The 17456-nt window shown below is 45.3% G+C and carries 20 protein-coding genes; 13 read left to right on the forward strand and 7 right to left on the reverse strand.

Annotated elements, in window-relative coordinates; genetic code table 11:
• Window positions 1-71: 71 nt before the first annotated feature.
• On the reverse strand, window positions 72-668 hold the full coding sequence (locus AB4517_RS08580; RefSeq protein ID WP_136974433.1) for a tRNA-uridine aminocarboxypropyltransferase: 597 nt from the start codon (window positions 666-668) through the stop codon (window positions 72-74).
• Between the two features lie 2 nt (window positions 669-670).
• Window positions 671-2215: a COG3650 family protein gene (locus AB4517_RS08585; RefSeq protein ID WP_136974434.1), complete on the reverse strand. Its 1545-nt coding sequence runs from the start codon at window positions 2213-2215 to the stop codon at window positions 671-673.
• 39 nt (window positions 2216-2254) lie between these two features.
• Here AB4517_RS08585 and AB4517_RS08590 point away from each other — a divergent pair, with 39 nt between their 5' ends.
• The gene (locus AB4517_RS08590) at window positions 2255-2722 is read left to right on the forward strand and encodes an EVE domain-containing protein (protein WP_017061021.1); all 468 of its coding nucleotides are present in this window, start codon (window positions 2255-2257) and stop codon (window positions 2720-2722) included.
• An 87-nt stretch (window positions 2723-2809) separates the two neighbouring features.
• Here AB4517_RS08590 and AB4517_RS08595 read toward each other — a convergent pair whose 3' ends face one another.
• Window positions 2810-3637, reverse strand: coding sequence for a Cof-type HAD-IIB family hydrolase (locus AB4517_RS08595; RefSeq protein WP_372148203.1), 828 nt, complete (start codon window positions 3635-3637; stop codon window positions 2810-2812).
• Window positions 3638-3819: 182 nt separating this feature from the next.
• Window positions 3820-4800, reverse strand: a complete 981-nt coding sequence (locus AB4517_RS08600) for an alpha/beta fold hydrolase (RefSeq protein WP_017063762.1) — start codon at window positions 4798-4800, stop codon at window positions 3820-3822.
• Window positions 4801-4881: 81 nt separating this feature from the next.
• Here AB4517_RS08600 and rhtB point away from each other — a divergent pair, with 81 nt between their 5' ends.
• From rhtB to AB4517_RS08635, 7 genes are all read left to right on the forward strand, one after another.
• Window positions 4882-5499, forward strand: a complete 618-nt coding sequence (gene rhtB, locus AB4517_RS08605) for a homoserine/homoserine lactone efflux protein (protein WP_372148204.1) — start codon at window positions 4882-4884, stop codon at window positions 5497-5499.
• Between the two features lie 45 nt (window positions 5500-5544).
• On the forward strand, window positions 5545-6765 hold the full coding sequence (locus AB4517_RS08610; protein WP_372148205.1) for an EAL and HDOD domain-containing protein: 1221 nt from the start codon (window positions 5545-5547) through the stop codon (window positions 6763-6765).
• Between the two features lie 99 nt (window positions 6766-6864).
• Entirely contained in the window at window positions 6865-7206 is a 342-nt protein-coding gene (locus tag AB4517_RS08615; protein ID WP_372055697.1) for a metalloregulator ArsR/SmtB family transcription factor, read from the forward strand.
• A gap of 40 nt (window positions 7207-7246) precedes the next feature.
• Window positions 7247-8248 carry an ArsJ-associated glyceraldehyde-3-phosphate dehydrogenase gene (locus AB4517_RS08620; protein WP_017061027.1) on the forward strand — a complete coding sequence of 334 codons (1002 nt, stop codon included), beginning with the start codon at window positions 7247-7249 and terminating at the stop codon, window positions 8246-8248.
• A gap of 21 nt (window positions 8249-8269) precedes the next feature.
• Entirely contained in the window at window positions 8270-8761 is a 492-nt protein-coding gene (locus AB4517_RS08625; protein WP_372055699.1) for a cyclin-dependent kinase inhibitor 3 family protein, read from the forward strand.
• A gap of 96 nt (window positions 8762-8857) precedes the next feature.
• The gene (gene arsJ, locus AB4517_RS08630; RefSeq protein ID WP_029235838.1) at window positions 8858-10078 is read left to right on the forward strand and encodes an organoarsenical effux MFS transporter ArsJ; all 1221 of its coding nucleotides are present in this window, start codon (window positions 8858-8860) and stop codon (window positions 10076-10078) included.
• Window positions 10079-10247: 169 nt separating this feature from the next.
• Window positions 10248-11261 (forward strand): acyltransferase, encoded by a 1014-nt coding sequence (locus tag AB4517_RS08635; RefSeq protein WP_017061031.1) that lies wholly within the window; start codon window positions 10248-10250, stop codon window positions 11259-11261.
• Between the two features lie 60 nt (window positions 11262-11321).
• Here the strand turns inward: AB4517_RS08635 and AB4517_RS08640 are convergent, their stop codons facing one another.
• On the reverse strand, window positions 11322-11651 hold the full coding sequence (locus AB4517_RS08640) for a DUF2500 domain-containing protein (RefSeq protein ID WP_372148206.1): 330 nt from the start codon (window positions 11649-11651) through the stop codon (window positions 11322-11324).
• Window positions 11652-11895: 244 nt separating this feature from the next.
• Here AB4517_RS08640 and AB4517_RS08645 point away from each other — a divergent pair, with 244 nt between their 5' ends.
• The 4 genes from AB4517_RS08645 (at window position 11896) to AB4517_RS08660 (ending at window position 14952) form a co-directional block, all read left to right on the forward strand.
• Window positions 11896-12270 carry a hypothetical protein gene (locus tag AB4517_RS08645; protein WP_004736595.1) on the forward strand — a complete coding sequence of 125 codons (375 nt, stop codon included), beginning with the start codon at window positions 11896-11898 and terminating at the stop codon, window positions 12268-12270.
• Between the two features lie 927 nt (window positions 12271-13197).
• Window positions 13198-13818: a lysoplasmalogenase gene (locus AB4517_RS08650; protein ID WP_017061033.1), complete on the forward strand. Its 621-nt coding sequence runs from the start codon at window positions 13198-13200 to the stop codon at window positions 13816-13818.
• A 90-nt stretch (window positions 13819-13908) separates the two neighbouring features.
• Window positions 13909-14145: a YecH family metal-binding protein gene (locus tag AB4517_RS08655; RefSeq protein ID WP_017066763.1), complete on the forward strand. Its 237-nt coding sequence runs from the start codon at window positions 13909-13911 to the stop codon at window positions 14143-14145.
• 222 nt (window positions 14146-14367) lie between these two features.
• Window positions 14368-14952 (forward strand): YhgN family NAAT transporter, encoded by a 585-nt coding sequence (locus tag AB4517_RS08660; protein WP_017063768.1) that lies wholly within the window; start codon window positions 14368-14370, stop codon window positions 14950-14952.
• A gap of 117 nt (window positions 14953-15069) precedes the next feature.
• Here the strand turns inward: AB4517_RS08660 and AB4517_RS08665 are convergent, their stop codons facing one another.
• Together AB4517_RS08665 and rsmD are read right to left on the reverse strand one after the other, a co-directional pair.
• The gene (locus AB4517_RS08665) at window positions 15070-15336 is read right to left on the reverse strand and encodes a DUF1145 domain-containing protein (RefSeq protein ID WP_016784000.1); all 267 of its coding nucleotides are present in this window, start codon (window positions 15334-15336) and stop codon (window positions 15070-15072) included.
• A gap of 10 nt (window positions 15337-15346) precedes the next feature.
• Entirely contained in the window at window positions 15347-15949 is a 603-nt protein-coding gene (gene rsmD / locus AB4517_RS08670) for a 16S rRNA (guanine(966)-N(2))-methyltransferase RsmD (protein ID WP_017061036.1), read from the reverse strand.
• 230 nt (window positions 15950-16179) lie between these two features.
• Between rsmD and ftsY the strand changes: the two genes are divergently transcribed.
• Window positions 16180-17412, forward strand: coding sequence for a signal recognition particle-docking protein FtsY (gene ftsY / locus AB4517_RS08675; protein WP_017068601.1), 1233 nt, complete (start codon window positions 16180-16182; stop codon window positions 17410-17412).
• Window positions 17413-17456 lie beyond the last annotated feature (44 nt).

The raw sequence follows: 17456 nt of genomic DNA on the forward strand, positions 1-17456 counted from the left end.
CCTCCTCCTACTCGATTTAGTGTCTGTCTCGTCCCGAAATGTGTTTTTACCTTCCCGCGCGCCTGCTTGGTCTATTTGAGGGCGTGGCCACACTTGTCGGCGTGGAACACTTTTAGATAATGCTGGTAGTAGTCATCAATGAGCTTGGCAGATTCACTTTCACCTAAAGATTTGAGTAACTCAATACCCACTTCACAAGTACACAAGTGGCCACTGTCTTGGTTGCGGCGCAAGGTGTATGAAGATTCGCTGGTAATATCGAGGTGAACTTGCGGAACGGCTTGTAACCACGAGCTCTTGTTAAGCATCTTCTTCGCTTCTTGCCATGTGCCATCCAAGATGATGAATAGCGGCTTACGGCTCTGGGCTTGGGTCATTACAGCTTGCTGGCACTCGACACTTTGATCACTTGGGAATAAAAGAAACGGTTGTCGTGTTTCATCGTCAAGCAGTGCGATGAGCTCCGCTGGTGGTGTTTTCCTTTGCCATACAACGGACTGACACTGATCAAGGGATTGCTGAAGCAGCTTCCCTGTATTGGTATCGCGTGACAGTTCATTCTCATGAGTGAGCAGTACAAGATCGATTTGGCTTGCGACACTAGGTATCAGGTGACAAATACATTGGTGAGTGAAGCTACAACCATGGCAAGCTTGTTGGTTACTCATGTTTACAACTTAACTCCACTTTGTGCGGGTGAGATACCATCAGCAAACAAAACCACGTCGCTGATATCAGCATCATCTGCAACTGGAGCGACACTTGGGTTTAGCGGGTAGCTGACACCAGAGTATGAAAGTGTGTGTTTCGCCGGTGTTGCACCGCCGCCACTGACATTGAAGATCAGATCCTGCCAGCCGTGGTTTTGCGATTTACCTAAGCGTATGTCGCCCTTAACCAGTGTCACTCGGCTATTGAAGCGCCAGTTATCTTGATGGTTTTCGAAAATTAGCAGTGTACAGCCACCAGAACCACACCAATCGAGTTGGGCGAACAGCTCTTCTTTACCGTCGCCGTTGAGGTCGTAGGTTAACCAGCGGTATTTAGTGTCGTCAGGTGAGCTGTTGTTGATCTTAAAGTATTCGCGGATCGCTTGGTCGACTTTTGGATCAAGTTGATCGCTGGAGTTCACCTGCTTTGCGGTTAGATCAACGTTAGTGGTGGTGTTTACTTGTGCTTGCGCACTCTTAGCTTCGAATAGCACCAGACCGCCATTGGCAATCGGATACACCACGTTGCCCACTTTCTCTTTTTCAGCGATTAGCTTGCCATTATCGAGTGTGAAGATGCGCTCGGAGATCAAATATTGTTGCTGGTGGCGAGTCATAACCACTTGTACCTGATTTTGGTTCAGTTGCTGCCAGAAGCCTTGTTCAACAATAGAAGGGTCTCCATTGCTGTATGAATAAGTCGTGATAGCACTGTGGTCATTGTTGAGTTCAAGGTTGATAGAGAACCCTGAGTTTTGCGTTGAGCTAGCGAAGTAGAGTCCGCTCCAGTCCAGCGTTGGATCTTGGTTAGAGACCGTCGCACAGCCATTGTAGTTACTGTCATTGAGGTTAAGCTTGGCATGCCATCCATAGATAGAATCGCTCATGCCGTCGCTACAGCTCTCTTTCGTAAGGTTGAGTTTGCCTTGTGCAGCTTTACCTTCTAATTGGTAGTCACGGCTGCTCGATGTGGTGCGGCTTGATTCAATATCGAGGGTCTGTGGCTGTTCGCCCATCTTGGTGTATTTCAGCTGGTCTTTATCGAAGGTTGCTGACCAGAAGGGTTCATTACCAAATACTCGTGTTGAGCGCAGCGGTTGGACGCAGCGATCTGGGTTCTCTGCGGTTAGGATGTTCACTTGGTCAACCACGAAACGCGCTGTGAAATCTGCGTTATAACCCGTTTGGCTCGGCACGGTTAGGTGACCAATCAGCTCGCCATATAAGGCTTGGTAAGGTCTCGTTGAGAGCCCTTGTGCTTCTAACGCTAACTCTGGAGATAAGTCTAACCAGTATTGTTGTTGGCTACCGCAAGGAGTGAAGGTTCGGCTTTCATGGCCAACCACCACCTGACCACGCATGATGAAGGTTTGCGGTTGAATGCTCTGTGGCTCATCCAAGGTTGCTGGGGGCAGTTCCGGCTGTTGCGGCGTATCAGGTGCCGTAACGCAGCCTTGTAGAGCGAACGCGACTAGCCATGTCACTGGGTTTTTCATTACCTTCATGTTATATCTTCCTCGGAGCAACCGTTAATTGGATTTATTATGGCATATTGGTTATTTAAAACAGAACCCGACACCTTCTCTATTCAGACTCTTAGAGTACAAAAAACCTCTTGTTGGGAGGGTGTACGCAACTATCAGGCTCGAAACATGATGCGTGATGACGTCAAGCTTGGCGATCTGGTGATGATATACCACTCATCATGTAAAAAAGTTGGCGTAGCGGGGATCGCTAAAGTAACCAGAGAAGCCTACCCAGACCACTTTCAGTTCGACCCTGAGAGTGATTACTACGATCCTAAGTCTTCACCCGATAACCCACGCTGGATCATGGTGGATGTCGAGTTTGTGCGAGTGACTGAGCGCTTGATTCCTTTGGTTACGCTTAAAGCCATGCCTGAACTCTCCGAAATGCCCTTGGTGAAACGCGGTAATCGCTTATCGATCATGCCGGTTACCGAACAAGAGTGGCAGGCAATCTTAAGCAAAGAAGTGTTAGGTTCTCGATAGCGTTAGAGAGAGCTTTTTACGTAAGGTTCAAAAAAGGCAGCCAGTTGGCTGCCTTTTTATTTATTCAGATCTGTTCAACGAGCGAGATTAGAGCAGGTGCTTTTCTAGGTAGTGAGCAACGGCGTCGTCTGCGCTGCTGCCAATCACTTCATTGTTTGGTAAAGCTTTAAATACTTTCTCATGCGATGTACCCATCACTAAGCCTTTGCCTGCCATAGCCAGCATCTCGGCATCGTTCATTCCGTCACCAAAGGCAACACAGTTATCCAGAGTCAGGTTTAGTGATTTTGCAACAGCGTCTAGAGCGTGGCCTTTAGAGACTTCAGCTGCCATCACTTCCAGACACCAAGGTGTAGAGAAGGCGATGTTCAGTTTGTCGCCAAAAGCATCTCTTAGCTTTTGTTCAAACGTGACGAGATATTCGTGGTCTTGTTCTGGATGTGTGAAGAAGACTTTCGCGATGCCTTCGCTTGGTGCGTTTTCAGCTTCAAAGCGCTTGTAGCTAAAGCCAGACTCACTGTGGAATTTAGCCAACATTTCATCTTCACGGTCTAGTAACCAATCTTCATTCTGGTACATGTGAATAAAGAGGTTTGGATCTTGGCGCACAATATCAATAACTGGCTGAACGAGTTCCTGAGGTACGTTCTGGCTATACATCAGTTGATCGTTTTGGTCATGCACGCGTGCACCGTTTGAAGTAATCATGTACGCCGGAATACCTGCTATCTGACGAATACCCGCCACATCGACGTGGTGACGACCCGTAGCGAAGATGAAGGTATAACCTTGGTCGTGTAATTTCTTAAGCGTTAGCTTGGTAAAGTCGCTTAGCTGATGGTTGGGAGCCAAAAGCGTACCATCTAAATCAGAAGCAACAATTTTCACGGAATCTTTTAGTGCAGAAATACTCATTTAACCCTCATTGCAAAATGCTTAACCAATATTGACGCTAGCCAGCGCTAGAATCGTTTTAACTACAATATCTCTAGGTAGAAATTGTATGCCAAATTCATGCAAGAAAAGAGGGCAAAGCTCACTTACTTCTCTTCCTCTTTAGCGCTTATTTTCTTGGTAGGTTGCTTAGCCTATTAGCTCTAGGCGAAAAACTGATTGATCGCATCCAGTGTTTGATTGCGATATTCATCCTGCTCAAACAACACCTCATGCCTAGAACCCTCAATCAACTTAAACTGACAATCAGAGTTGGTTTTCTTCAGCTTAGAGATGAACTTTACTTGAGCACTGTTACTGACAATCTTTTCATCCCCAGCTTGAATCAATAGCAGAGGGATCTTGATTTGACGAGTTTGTTGAATTGCTTGCTTGGCGGCCATTAACCCTTGCCACACCCAACGCGTGCTTGGTCCACCCACCTGCAAAGATGGAGACTCGTCATATAAGCGACGGAACCACTGATAGCGAACCTTACTGTGGCTCAGTAAGTTGTTTTCAAAAGGCTTCGAATAATATGCTTGCTGGCCCGGCGCGTAAGTTGGCTTGGCATAAAAAGCGGTAAGCACTTGTCCAACGATCATAGCGATAGGTTTCAGGTACCACTCGGTATTGATACCAAACATCGGAGCGCACAGAGTCACCTTATCAAACGGGTGGTCTGGATGGGTTTGTAGGTAGCGAGTGGCTATGGTGCTGCCCATTGAGTGTGCGAGCAGGTAGCGATTGGAATACTTACTGAGATCAAAACTGGCAATGACGTCAGACATGTCAGATGCATAATCATCAAACTCATGAATGTGACCAATGTCAGAGTCTGTTACCATACGTTCAGACTGGCCTTGACCTTGGTGGTCAAATGAATAAACGTCATAGCCTTGTTGATAAAAATCATAAAAGATTTCTTGGTATTTTTGGCAGCATTCGATACGGCCATTTGAAATCACAATAGCTTTGCTGTGCTTTTCTGAGGTGAGGCTGCACCAGTACAGTTTCTTTTTACCAGACGATGTTAAAAACCCCTCTTTTCTTTGTTGCCAAAGAGCGTTGATCGGGTGTTTAATCGCATGATCGAACTGAGGTTCTTGAGTGTAAGGGAAGGTGGCTTCGCTGTGGTTTTCCATGGGAAATTACCTGAACTGATGCGTGTGAGAGCTTTATTGCTACTAATGTTGTTAGATTAAAGAACTAGTAAGGAAATGCAAATGGATACTCATGTTTGGCTTGCTTATGTTGTCACAGCGATTTTGTTTAGCTTGGCTCCGGGCTCGGGTACCGTTAACTCAATCAGTAATGGGCTTAGCTATGGCACTAAAAAGTCACTCGCATCAATTGTTGGCTTACAGCTTGGTCTTGCGTTTCACATTATGCTGGTGGGCGCGGGTATCGGTGCACTCGTTGCTAAGTCTGCGTTGGCGTTCACCATCATTAAGTGGGTCGGCGTGGTGTACTTACTTTGGTTAGGTATTCAAAAGTGGCGTGATAGCTCGAGCCTAGTAGCATCTGAAGAAAGCTCTACTCTGTCGAGTGGCAAACTGCTGAGAAACGCTGTGCTTATCAACCTAACTAACCCGAAATCAATCGTGTTTTTGGTGGCTTTGTTTCCTCAGTTTATTGACCCTACACAACCTCAAGCACCTCAGTTATTAGTGCTAGGTGTGACGACAGTATTCATTGATAGCGTTGTTATGTTGGCTTACACCTCATTAGCGTCACAAATGGGACGTTTTATTCGCTCTGATCGCATAATGGGTAAGATAAATAAAATATTTGGTGGTATGTTCATGGGCTGCGGTGCTTTGCTAGCTGCCGCGAAAGCTTAGATTAAGCGACTGAGTTATAGTTAAACCAATCAGAGTTATCAAGAAATGACCGCTACATACGTTGCTCGACAACCTATCTTAAATCGCAAGAGGAATACACTCGGCTATGAGTTGTTATTTCGCGATGGAGAAAAGAATGCGTACCCAGCGCATATTGAGTCTAATCGAGCAACGTATCGTCTGATTGTTGAGAACTTCTTGTCTGTTGGTCTTAACCCTTCTATTCCATCTTCACGCTGCTTTATCAACTTCCCTTATCAAAGTTTGATTCGTCGACTGCCCTTAAGTTTGCCGAAAGATAAGGTGGTGGTAGAGATTCTGGAAACCTGTAAACCAACAGATGAATTGTTGGAAGCGGTTAAAGACCTTTACCAAGCGGGTTACATGATTGCCCTAGATGATTTTACTTCGACCCCAGAATGGGAACGTTTCCTTAAATACACGCATATCGTAAAGCTCGATATTATGCAGATGGGTTTGGATGAAGCGTGTGATTTGGTTAGGGCGCATCAAGGGAAAAAGTTTAGCTTTTTGGCGGAGCGCGTTGAGACCGAACAAGAATTCCAGCAAGCCAAAGAGGCTGGCTTTAAGTTTTTCCAAGGTTACTTTTTCAATAAACCGGAAATCATCAAGAGTAAATACATTAGCCCTGAGCAAGTGATTGCTATAGAGCTGTTTCAAGAAGTGTGTAAGCCCGATGTGGACTTTCAACGGGTGGAGAGCATTGTCGCGAAAGATGTGGCGCTCTCATATAAGCTGCTGCGTTTTGTGAATACTATGTCGCCGCGCCTTGAAGTGACCATCTCTTCTTTTCGTCAGGCTTTGGTGTATCTAGGTCAAGAGAAACTGAAAATGTTTGTGTCGTTAGCCGTCGCCTCTTATGTCTCTGATAAAAAGCCGAAAGAGCTGTATGGATTGTCCCTACAGCGTGCTCAGTTTTGTCAGCGTATGTCTCGCTATCAGGCATTTGAAGGGTATAGAGAACAGGCCTTTATGATTGGCTTATTCTCCTTGTTGGGTGCTCTGTTGGACTTGTCGTTAGAGAACTTAGTCGAGCAGTTGCCGCTGTGTAAAAGTATCAAGGTGGCTCTATTACGTAGGGAAGGGCCTTACGGTACTTTGCTTGCCCTTGAAGAGAGCTTTGAGCATGCGGATTGGCAGCAGATTGATGAGCACTGCGCTGATTTAGGGCTTAGCGTGGATCAGGTGAAAACTGAACTTACAGAAGCGCGTCGCTGGAGTCACACAGTGACCAACAAGCTGTAGTGTTGCTTTATTAAACTTTTATGACATTTAAAACGCACGCCTTGACGTGCGTTTTTTTACAACTAATATATGCGCATATCCATATATGAGTATGTAGTTATGCTTCCTCACCAATTTTTTAAATTACTGTCTGATGAAACGCGAGTGCGTTGCTTAATGTTGATTGTGCGCCAAGAGTGCCTTTCTGTTGGTGAGTTGACTCAGGCATTGCAAGAAAGTCAGCCAAAGGTTTCTCGCCACCTTGCGCAGCTGCGCTCAAACGGCATTTTGACTGACGTTCGCCAAGGGCAGTGGGTGTTTTACCGCCTGTCACAAGATTTACCGGGTTGGATGCTAAAGTTAATTGATGACCTTATCGCATCGAACTGTTTGAAAACTGAATACCAGCAAGACATTGAGCGTCTAGAGTCGATGAACTCACGCCCAGTATGTTGCGTTTAAGTCTTAATTTAAGTTTCACCACTAACTGAGAGAACAGAAAATGACAGTCAAAGTAGGTATTAATGGTTTTGGTCGTATCGGCCGTCTAGCACTTCGCGCAGCATTCGATTGGGATGAGCTAGAATTTGTTCAAATTAACGATGTTGCTGGCGACACAACAACACTGGCCCACCTTCTAGAATTTGATTCAGTTCAAGGTCGCTTTCACCACGAAGTAACTGCAGAAGGCGATGAGATGATCATTAATGGCCAGCGCATCAAGACCACACAAGAGCGCGACATCGATGCGATCGACTGGTCTGGTTGTGATGTGGTTATCGAAGCGACAGGTGTTCACCGTAAGACCTCTTTCCTAAACAAATACCTAGAGCAGGGCGTGAAACGTGTTGTGGTATCGGCGCCAGTGAAAGAAGAAGGCATCGCAAACATCGTTGTTGGTGTGAATGACAATATCTTCGACCCTGCGGTACACAAAATCGTAACGGCAGCGTCTTGTACAACGAACTGTATCGCGCCAGTGGTTAAGGTGATCAACGAGAAGCTTGGTATCGAGAACGCAGCCTTCACCACTATTCACGATTTAACTAACACGCAAACTATTCTTGATGCGCCGCACAAAGACTTACGCCGCGCACGTGCATGTGGCATGAGTCTTATCCCAACAACGACGGGCAGCGCCAAAGCGATTGTTGAGATCTTCCCTGAGCTAGAAAACCGCATCAACGGCCACGCAGTTCGTGTACCGCTAGCGAACGCTTCTCTGACAGACATCATCTTCGAAGTGAAGCAAGACACCACGGCAGAAGAAGTTAACGCGATGCTGAAAGAAGCGTCTCAGAATGAACTAAAAGGTATTCTTGGCTTTGAAGAGCGTCCACTGGTTTCTATCGATTACAAAGGCGACCAACGCTCAACAATCGTGGATGCACTATCAACGATGTTGGTCGGTAAGCGCATGGTTAAGATCTACGCTTGGTACGATAACGAGATGGGTTACGCAACACGTACTGCTGAGCTGGTTCGTACCGTTGGCCTTGCTTAATAAGAATCTGGAGAAGATATAATGACACATCCAACTTGGGAACTAGAAGTAGAGACTGGCGCATTAGTTCTAACACCATGCCCTGGCACAAAAGAAGCAACGCTTGATGCATCACTGGCTCAGCTAAAAGAGCAAGGCGTTGAAGCTATCGTGACAGCACTTGATGACCATGAGCTTGCAAGCAAAGACGTGGCGGCACTTGGTGAAAAAACAAGTGCGTTAGGTATGCAATGGTTCCAGATCGAAATTGAAGACGACTGTGCACCGGGTGCTGGTTTTGCTGCGAAGTGGCAAGCAGCTAGCCCTGAGCTACATAACATCGTCGATAACGGCGGCAAGGTTGCAATGCATTGTATGGGCGGCTCTGGTCGCACTGGTTTGTTCGCAGCTCACCTACTGTTAGAAAAAGGCTGGGATTTGAGCAAGGTAGTTCAAGAGGTGCAGGCACTGCGTCCAGGTGCCTTCACTAAACCTATCCAGGTTGAATACATTAATGGCGTAGCGAATAGCTAATAGTCATCAGTGTTAGACAGGGAGCTTTTGGTATCTGGAGTGTTGAACTTATCATGATCCAAAAGCTCTTTTTGTTTAGATTGCAGAGATAGCGTTATGTTTTCAAATCTAAGTAAGAGCGTTCGCCAATACATGTTGGTGACTTTTAACTACTGGAACTTCACCATTACTGATGGTGCACTTCGCATGTTGGTGGTTCTGTATTTTTACGACCTTGGCTACAGTTCGTTAGAAATCGCCTCACTGTTCCTTTTCTATGAATTCTTTGGTGTGGTGACTAACCTAATCGGTGGCTGGTTAGGGGCGCGTCTTGGCCTCAATAAGACCATGAACATTGGGTTAGGCATGCAAGTCGTCGCCTTGGGTATGCTCGCGGTGCCAACGGCAATGCTGACCATTCCTTGGGTCATGGCGGCGCAAGCCTTGTCTGGTATCGCTAAAGACCTCAATAAGATGAGTGCCAAGAGCTCAATTAAGACTCTGGTTCCTGATGAACAACAAGGCGCGCTTTATAAGTGGATTGCGATTCTGACCGGATCTAAGAATGCGCTTAAAGGGGCAGGCTTCTTTATTGGTGGTTTACTGCTTTCAACGATTGGCTTCCAATACGCCGTGCTCGCGATGGCAGCCGTGTTGGCATTGGTCTTCGTTGGCAGTGTGTTGAGCTTAGAAGCGGACATGGGCAAAGCGAAAACCAAGCCTAAGTTCAAACAGATCTTCTCTAAGTCTGAATCCATCAACATCCTATCCGCAGCACGTATGTTCCTGTTTGGCGCTCGTGATGTGTGGTTTGTGATTGCTTTGCCGATTTACCTAGGCAGTGTGTTTGGTTGGGATCACTCATGGGTTGGCGGTTTCTTAGCTGCTTGGACTATCGCTTATGGCTTTGTACAGGGCATAGCGCCGAAGATTACTGGTAAAGCTCAAGGTAAGGTGCCAGATGGCCATGCCGCGCTGTTATGGGCGGGTGCGCTGGCTATAGTGACCGCTGCTATCGCTTATGCGGTACAGATTGGCTGGCAACCCGAGTTAGTTATTATCGGTGGCTTGATGGTGTTTGGTGTCATCTTTGCGGTGAACTCATCACTTCACTCATATTTGATTGTGAGTTATGCGAAAGGCGATGGCGTTTCTCTTGATGTCGGTTTCTACTACATGGCAAACGCGATGGGCCGTTTGATTGGCACGATATTGTCGGGCTTGGTATTCCAAATGGCAGGTTTGTCTGCGTGTCTGTGGGTTTCCTTCGCATTCTTGGCGATAACGACGGTGATCTCTCTGCGTTTACCGAAAGTGCCGCAAATTTCAGCGGCATAAGCTTCAGCCACATGAGCCTCATTTGTGAGAGCTCAAGTCGCAGAAGCTAGAGTCGTATGAGCTAAATTCGCGATAAGTATCTCCTTTAACACTAAGCTGACTTGGTATTTATTCCGGTCAGCTTTTTTATTGCTATAGTAGAATGATTGAATATTAATCAGGCATTTACATGAAGCAGCGAATTCTCTTTTTTGATTTAGCACGATGTGTCGCGGCCGTAGCGGTTATCGCGATTCATGTTTTGGCGCCTTATCGCAATGAGTTGGGCACTATTCCTTTCGGTGAATGGCTTACTGCCATTACGGTAAACGGTTTCAGCCGCTGGGCAGTACCTGTGTTCATTTTGATTACTGGCGCACTGATGCTCAGTGATCAGCGCCCGTTTGACGCCAAATACTACCTCAAGCGTCGTTTGGGCAAGGTACTGATACCTTTCATTGTCTGGTCGCTTTTCTATACCTATCTGTCGGGCTGGTCGGCAATGGGCTTTGATGCCGACGTCAGTTGGGACGTGTTGCTTAATAGCTACCATCATTACACCTATTACCACCTTGGTTTCTTCTATTACTTCATCCCACTCTATTTTGTGATTCCGTTCTTGCAGATCATGGTTAGAAAGTACGGTGATAGATCGGTCTATGCCTTTACGGCGGTATGGTTGTTCACAACATTGCTGTTCTTACTGAAAATCGATGGCCCTTGGAGTCACGAATTGTGGTTGTACACCGGTTACTTACCATTGGGTTACTTGCTGTATAAGATTGTGCCACTTAACAAGATGACCGTTGGCGTGAGTGTGTTACTGGGTGGGCTAGCGTTACTAACCACGGTTTACATGGTGGTTGATGCAAGCTTGGTAGCAGAAGAGTACACGGTAGGGCGCTGGCTATCTTACAAAACGTTGAATACCGTATTAGCCGCGAGCATGGTGTTCATGGTATGCCGTTACTATGGTGAAGGCCTGTCTGAGAAGAGTAACCAAGTGGTTGGCTTTATCAGTAAGCACAGCTTAGGTATTTACCTGCTGCACCCGATTTTCTTGTGGCCGATGAAAGAGTTTGGTTGGTACCAAGGACATCCGGCATGGGTTATTCCATTATGGATTGTGATCAGCGGAGCTGGCGCATTATGGATGAGCTGGTTGGTGTCTAAGTCAGAGAAAACGCGTTGGTTATTGCCTTAGCGGTGATTGCTAAGGCTTTCTGATGGATTGCTTAGGGACGACAGTTGAAGCGGCTGACGTTTAGCGCTTCAACGCAAAGTGTAAGAACTTATCGCCTCGGTAGGTTAAGGTTCCTTTGTCGCCAGGGTTAAGGGCGTGGAAATAGTGGATGCCGACTTGGAATTCTCGCTTCGGACCAACCACACCACGTTGAACGTAAATCCAGTACTCTTGATCTTCTTGGCCCGGTTCTGCGTCAGGAAGGTCGATCGATTGTTTGTCTAACACCGTGACATTCACTTTCTTCTCTGGCGCATTTTCACCTTGCGAGTGTTTTCGATAGAAACCAATAAATACCCAAGCCGCTAGAGCAGCGAGAGCAAAGATGGCAAAAAAGAGTGAATTAGGCATATAACCTCCATGTAGTCGTGATGGTTATTCTAGTCTTTCAGGCAATAGGGATATGTGTTTAAAGCCGTTATTCGTGAACTGTTGTAAGCCAAACTGATTATTTTTCGGCAGACATCACATTTAATGGTCAGTTTGGGATAAAGCATTGTTATTTATTGTCTCTTTCTCTCGTAAATAACAGTGATTTTGTATAAGAATAGGGAAATGCTCGACTAGAATTATAGTGTGGAGTGGGAGGGCTAAGATGACCGATATTGAAAAAGTGGTGACAAGAACTCGCAATATAGAGAAATTATTGAGGCTTCAATATCATGCCGAAGGCGAAGGATTGCATGAGCTTGTAACAAGCTGTGAAGAAAGGCTACCGCACGATATGGTGAGCAAGCTGCGCTATATCGCAACGTGTCGTAATAAGGTAGTCAATGAACATGAGGCTAAGTTGGAAGACCAACATAAGTTCATCATGATGTGTAACGACTGTGAGAAGGAGCTGACTCCACGTAGTGGTCGTTTTATCTGGCGAGTTGCGATCTTACTGATGATGGCAATGACTTTAGCTGCCGCAGGTTTCTATTATGCGAACTGGGATGTGCTAACACTGCATCTGTTTTCGAAGTGAAAAAATTGAACAAAAAAAGGGACGCTCATGGCGTCCCTTTTTTTATCTGTAACTTGCTTAGTACATCATCGGTAGTGTCATTAGACCTACAACTACCGCGATCATTACAAGTCCTTGTCTTTGCGAAGATGAAATCATAACACTACTCCTAAATTTGGTTGTCTCTCGCTATGTTTTAAAGAATAGCACTACTTATGGCCTTAGATCAAGAATTACTTTCGAAAGCTTTAAAAGTAGTAGAAAACTATGAGTTTTTGGCTTGTTTGGCAGTGTTTAACTGTGTTTTATGGTGTGTTCTTAATTTGTTCGTTGTGATTTATGTTTGTTCTAATTTGATTTAACTTGTTGTTTTGTAATGGTTGTTTTGTGTAATTTATATTGTTAAAGGTTGTTAAACTGTATTAATAGAGGTTGGTGGTGGCTAGGTTGGTTTTGGTTGGTTTTTTAAGTTTTCGGCTTGGTTTTTGTGGCGATTTTTACCGGAGGCTTGAAATAACCTGACAAAACTGGGCGTTAAAAAAGAAAACTGGCTACTTTACAAGTCTAGGCTTGGTTGGCGTTTTTATTTTCCTATTAATCTTGAGTTTGTTTATTTAAGTTATTGTTATTATTTACTTTAAATGTGGTTATTTTAATTTTTTAAGTGTGGTATTTTACGGAATTAGGCCGGTTTTGGTGGGGTCGATAGGTTAGAATTGGCCAAAATTCAAGTATGGCGACTCTAATGCCAGTTTGAATGGGTTTTATGATGATTCGTTCTAGTTTTAAACGAATGGCCATTGTCATGGTGGTAATTGTTACGACTTCAATCTAAAGAGACTCTTTTTAGTGGAAGCGTAATCAAGATCCAATTTTGAGGGGCTGAGGCTTTACATCAACACTCGTGTGCCTAGACTGGCGACGATTTAAAGCAATAGGGCAAGTGGTATGTGGAGTTGGTTAGCGGTTTCCTTATCTGGTATCGGAGCAATAGCAGGAACGAAACATGGACATATCGGTCAGGCCTTATCGTATAAGGTATTTACCTTTGTATTATTAGCGACAATTGCTTTAACTCAGTCGGTTGTGGCTGACTTTACCTATTGGATAGTTGCGGGGTTGGCTATCTCTGCGATCGCAGATGTGCTTCATACTCTCACTCAAAAACGCCCTCTGCATTTTGTCTGCTTCTTATTGGCTCAACTCTGTTACAGCAAAGCTTTTTGGTTACAGCTATCAGGTGAAATGGTTTGGTGGTTGTTCGCGCTGTTATTGGCAGCTTGCGTTGTTGCTTTCTTTTTACTGCTGCCACGCTTAGACAAACTCGTTTTTCCCGTGGTCATCATGGGCATTGTGCTTATTCAGTTAGCATGGGCTTCTGGTGAGGTTTGGCTGCTGGATCCTCAGTTATCACACGCGGTCGGTTTTGCTGGCTGTAGCGTGCTGCTCCTTTCGGCCTTAGCTTATGCGCTAAACAGTTACCGCAGCCCAATCAAGGGCGCTTACTTTTGGGTAACGGGCAGTTACTTTCTCGCACACGCATTCATCGTCGCATCGATTACTATTTAGGGTAGAGCTCTCTCAAGCCTGAGCTACATCAAAACGGCGTTGCTAAAACTCGGTACTCTACGTCTACTTCATTAAACATGAGATTGAGTTATGACGACTGAAATTCACGCACACAACGTTTTAAACCTGCTTAGTGAAAAGCCACTGACTCGCGAAGAGCTAACATTAGCGCTTGCTCAAACCTATGGCGAAGAAGCTCGCTTCCATACTTGTAAGCTCAATGGTCTGGATTTAGATAGCCTGTTGAAGTTTTTCTTGAAGATGGAAAAGGTTGTCGTTGTCGATGACAAGCTTTGCACTAATCGCGAACGTGTGTGTAACCACTAATTCCCAGAGATTTGGTTTTTAGAGCCTTTTGGCTTTTATCGATAAGAAGAGTGGATGCGACGTTTCGGCTTCACTCTTTAAATTCTCTTTTTCCTTTTTCCTTTCTATTTGCTCTCGCAAAATTCCCTTCTAATTACATAAGTTAATCCTTTTATTACTGCGTTCGAAAATCAATGTTGAGGCTGCTATACTCCGCGCACTTACGCTTTTCGAGACAAACTTATGGAAATTTTATCTGCAGCAACCATGCTGTTTCTTATTATGGACCCGCTTGGCAATCTACCAATCGTGCTCTCTATCCTTAAGCATATTGATCCGAAGCGTCGCCGTATTGTTCTTGTTCGTGAACTGATGTTTGCGCTGGTTATCCTGCTGTTGTTCTTGTTTGCTGGTCAAAGCATCATGAACTTCCTGCACGTGCAGCCTGAAACCTTGAGTATCTCTGGCGGTATTATTCTATTCATCATCGCGATTAAGATGATTTTCCCAAGTGCGGGTAGTATTACTGGCCTCGCGGCGGGTGAAGAACCGTTTATTGTGCCGATGGCGATCCCAATGATTGCTGGCCCTTCAGTGATTGCGGCATTGATTCTGTTGTCGACACAGCACCCTGACAATATGTTAGAGCTTTCAGGCGCAGTGATGCTGGCTTGGGGTGCTACCTTCTTTATTCTGATGTTTAATGGCTTCTTCCTGCGAGTGCTGGGAGAGAGAGGTCTTAAAGCCATCGAACGCTTGATGGGCTTGTTGTTGGTTATGCTGTCGACGCAAATGTTCCTCGATGGTGTGAAAGGCTACATGGGCTAACATCAATATCATTGCTGAATAAAAAAACGCCGCTCAAATGAGCGGCGTTTTTGTCTCTACTGTTTCTGTCATGATGTTTTCTGTAGCTAAGCGTTTTATATCTGGGCTTAAGCTCGATTACATCATGTGCTTGCGTCGGATATCGAGTAAGGCGAAGACACCGAAAATCAATATTGACCACTTCTCCCAACGTGACATCTCGATCTTGTCGCCGAAAGCACCGATGAAAATCAGCATCTGCAGGCCGTGCATGAAGAACAAGAATGCTGTCATGATATAAAGCGCAATCGCAGCATTACCCGGGAACGGGTAGAAAATATTTACGATCAAGATAAACCAAACAAAGGCGATGGCTGCTTTTGCTAGTGGAAGCAAGAACTTCATTCAATAACTCCTATTCTTCAGTAATTCGATTGAACAGTCGGTAGCTTGACTGTCCGGTGGTCTTATCGCGATGCAATTCCCAGTTCTCTGGCATAGCTTCGAGTTTCAGTTCTTTCTCTGTCTCGACGTAAATGATGGCATTGTCTGCAAGCCAACCGTTACTCTCAAGCAGTTGTACTGTTTCTGCCAGTAAGCCTTTGCGAAATGGTGGATCAAGGAAAACCATATCGTAAGGAGTGCCTGGTTTCTTAAGGAAAGAGATAGCATCAGTATTCACGACATTAATGTTGTCTGCCTTGAGCTCTTTCGCGTTATCAGAAAGCTGTTTAGCCGCCTTTTGATTCATTTCGAGCAGTGTCACCATTTTGGCTTGGCGAGAAGCTGCTTCAAAACCTAGACCGCCAGAACCGGCAAATACATCCAAGCAAGTTGAATGTGGGATATCTTGAGCCACCCAGTTAAAGAGTGTTTCTTTTACTCGGTCAATGGTTGGGCGTAATCCTTCTAAATCATGAACAGGCAGCTTTCTACCTCTCCATGAGCCACTAATAATTCGAACAAAGCCTCCGGATGGCTTTTTTTGTGATGTGTTTTGCTGGCGACGTCTTACCATAGATTTTTTGACCGCTAATAAAGTGATACTATACCGAGCCCAATTTAAGTGGGTTCGTGTATTAAATAAATTTGCAATGACAAAGTGTATCAAGCTAAAAGCAAACTTATCACTGCTTTGTCATTTTTCTTTACTATTCGTTTGTACAAGCTTGTATTGTATAACAATAGCAAAGAGTCGACGTGTATTAAGTCAATACAGCTAATTAGTAGATCTAGGAAACTCCTCTGATGACGGAAAAAAAGAAGCGCGGATTATTATCGTGGCTTGGTTTTGGTGAAGAAGAACAAAGCCCAAAAACTCAGAATGAAGCGAACGTAGAAAGCGTTGAAGATCAAACTGAAGTTGAATCACAAGTTGAGGCTGAACAGGTCGCGCCTGAAGCTGAACAAGTTAAGCCAACTGAATCTGAGCAAGCGCTTGAAGAAGCTCAACAAGAGCAGCAACCTGTCGCAGCAGAAGCAGAAGCAGAAGCAGAAGCAGAACAGGAAGAAGTGGCAGTTCCTCAAGCTAAGGTTGAAGAAGTACAAGAGAAGCCGACAGAAAGCTTCTTTGCTCGTCTTAAGCGCAGCCTAAGCCGCACTAAAGCAAACATCGGTGCTGGTTTCTTTGGTCTGTTCAAAGGCAAGCAAATCGATGAAGACCTGTTTGAAGAGCTAGAAGAGCAACTTCTGATTGCTGACGTGGGTATGAATACCACGGTTAAGATCATTGAAAACCTGACAGAAAAAGCATCTCGCAATGACCTAAAAGACGGTGAAGCGCTTTATGGTCTGCTCAAAGAAGAGATGGCAGACATCTTAAGCCAAGTGGAACAGCCACTGGTTGTTGATACCACTAAAACACCTTACGTTATCTTAATGGTGGGTGTGAACGGTGTAGGTAAGACAACTACGATCGGTAAGCTGGCGAAACAATTCCAAAATGAAGGCAAGAAAGTGATGCTAGCAGCGGGTGATACCTTCCGTGCTGCAGCCGTTGAACAGCTTCAGGTTTGGGGTCAGCGTAACGATGTGCCAGTTATCGCTCAACACACTGGTGCGGACAGTGCGTCTGTTATCTACGATGCGATTGAAGCAGCGAAGGCTCGTGGTGTTGATGTTGTGATTGCTGATACAGCCGGTCGTTTGCAGAACAAGAGCAACCTGATGGAAGAGCTACGCAAGATCGTTCGTGTAATGAAGAAGATTGATGACTCTGCGCCACACGAAATCATGCTAACGCTCGATGCAGGTACAGGTCAGAACGCTATCAGCCAAGCGAAGTTGTTCAGTGAAGTGGCTCCAGTTACGGGTATTACACTGACTAAGCTAGATGGTACGGCGAAAGGTGGTGTAATTTTCTCAATTGCTGACCAGTTCCAGATTCCAATCCGCTACATTGGTGTGGGTGAAGGTATTGATGACCTGCGTCCATTTGAATCTAAAGACTTCATTGAAGCACTATTTAGCCGTGAAGAGTAACGCGAGTAGCAAAGTGGTTTATCCTTAATCTGCTACCGTTTTTA

Source organism: Vibrio sp. 10N.222.52.C3, from assembly GCF_041474195.1.
GTDB lineage: Bacteria > Pseudomonadota > Gammaproteobacteria > Enterobacterales > Vibrionaceae > Vibrio > Vibrio crassostreae_C.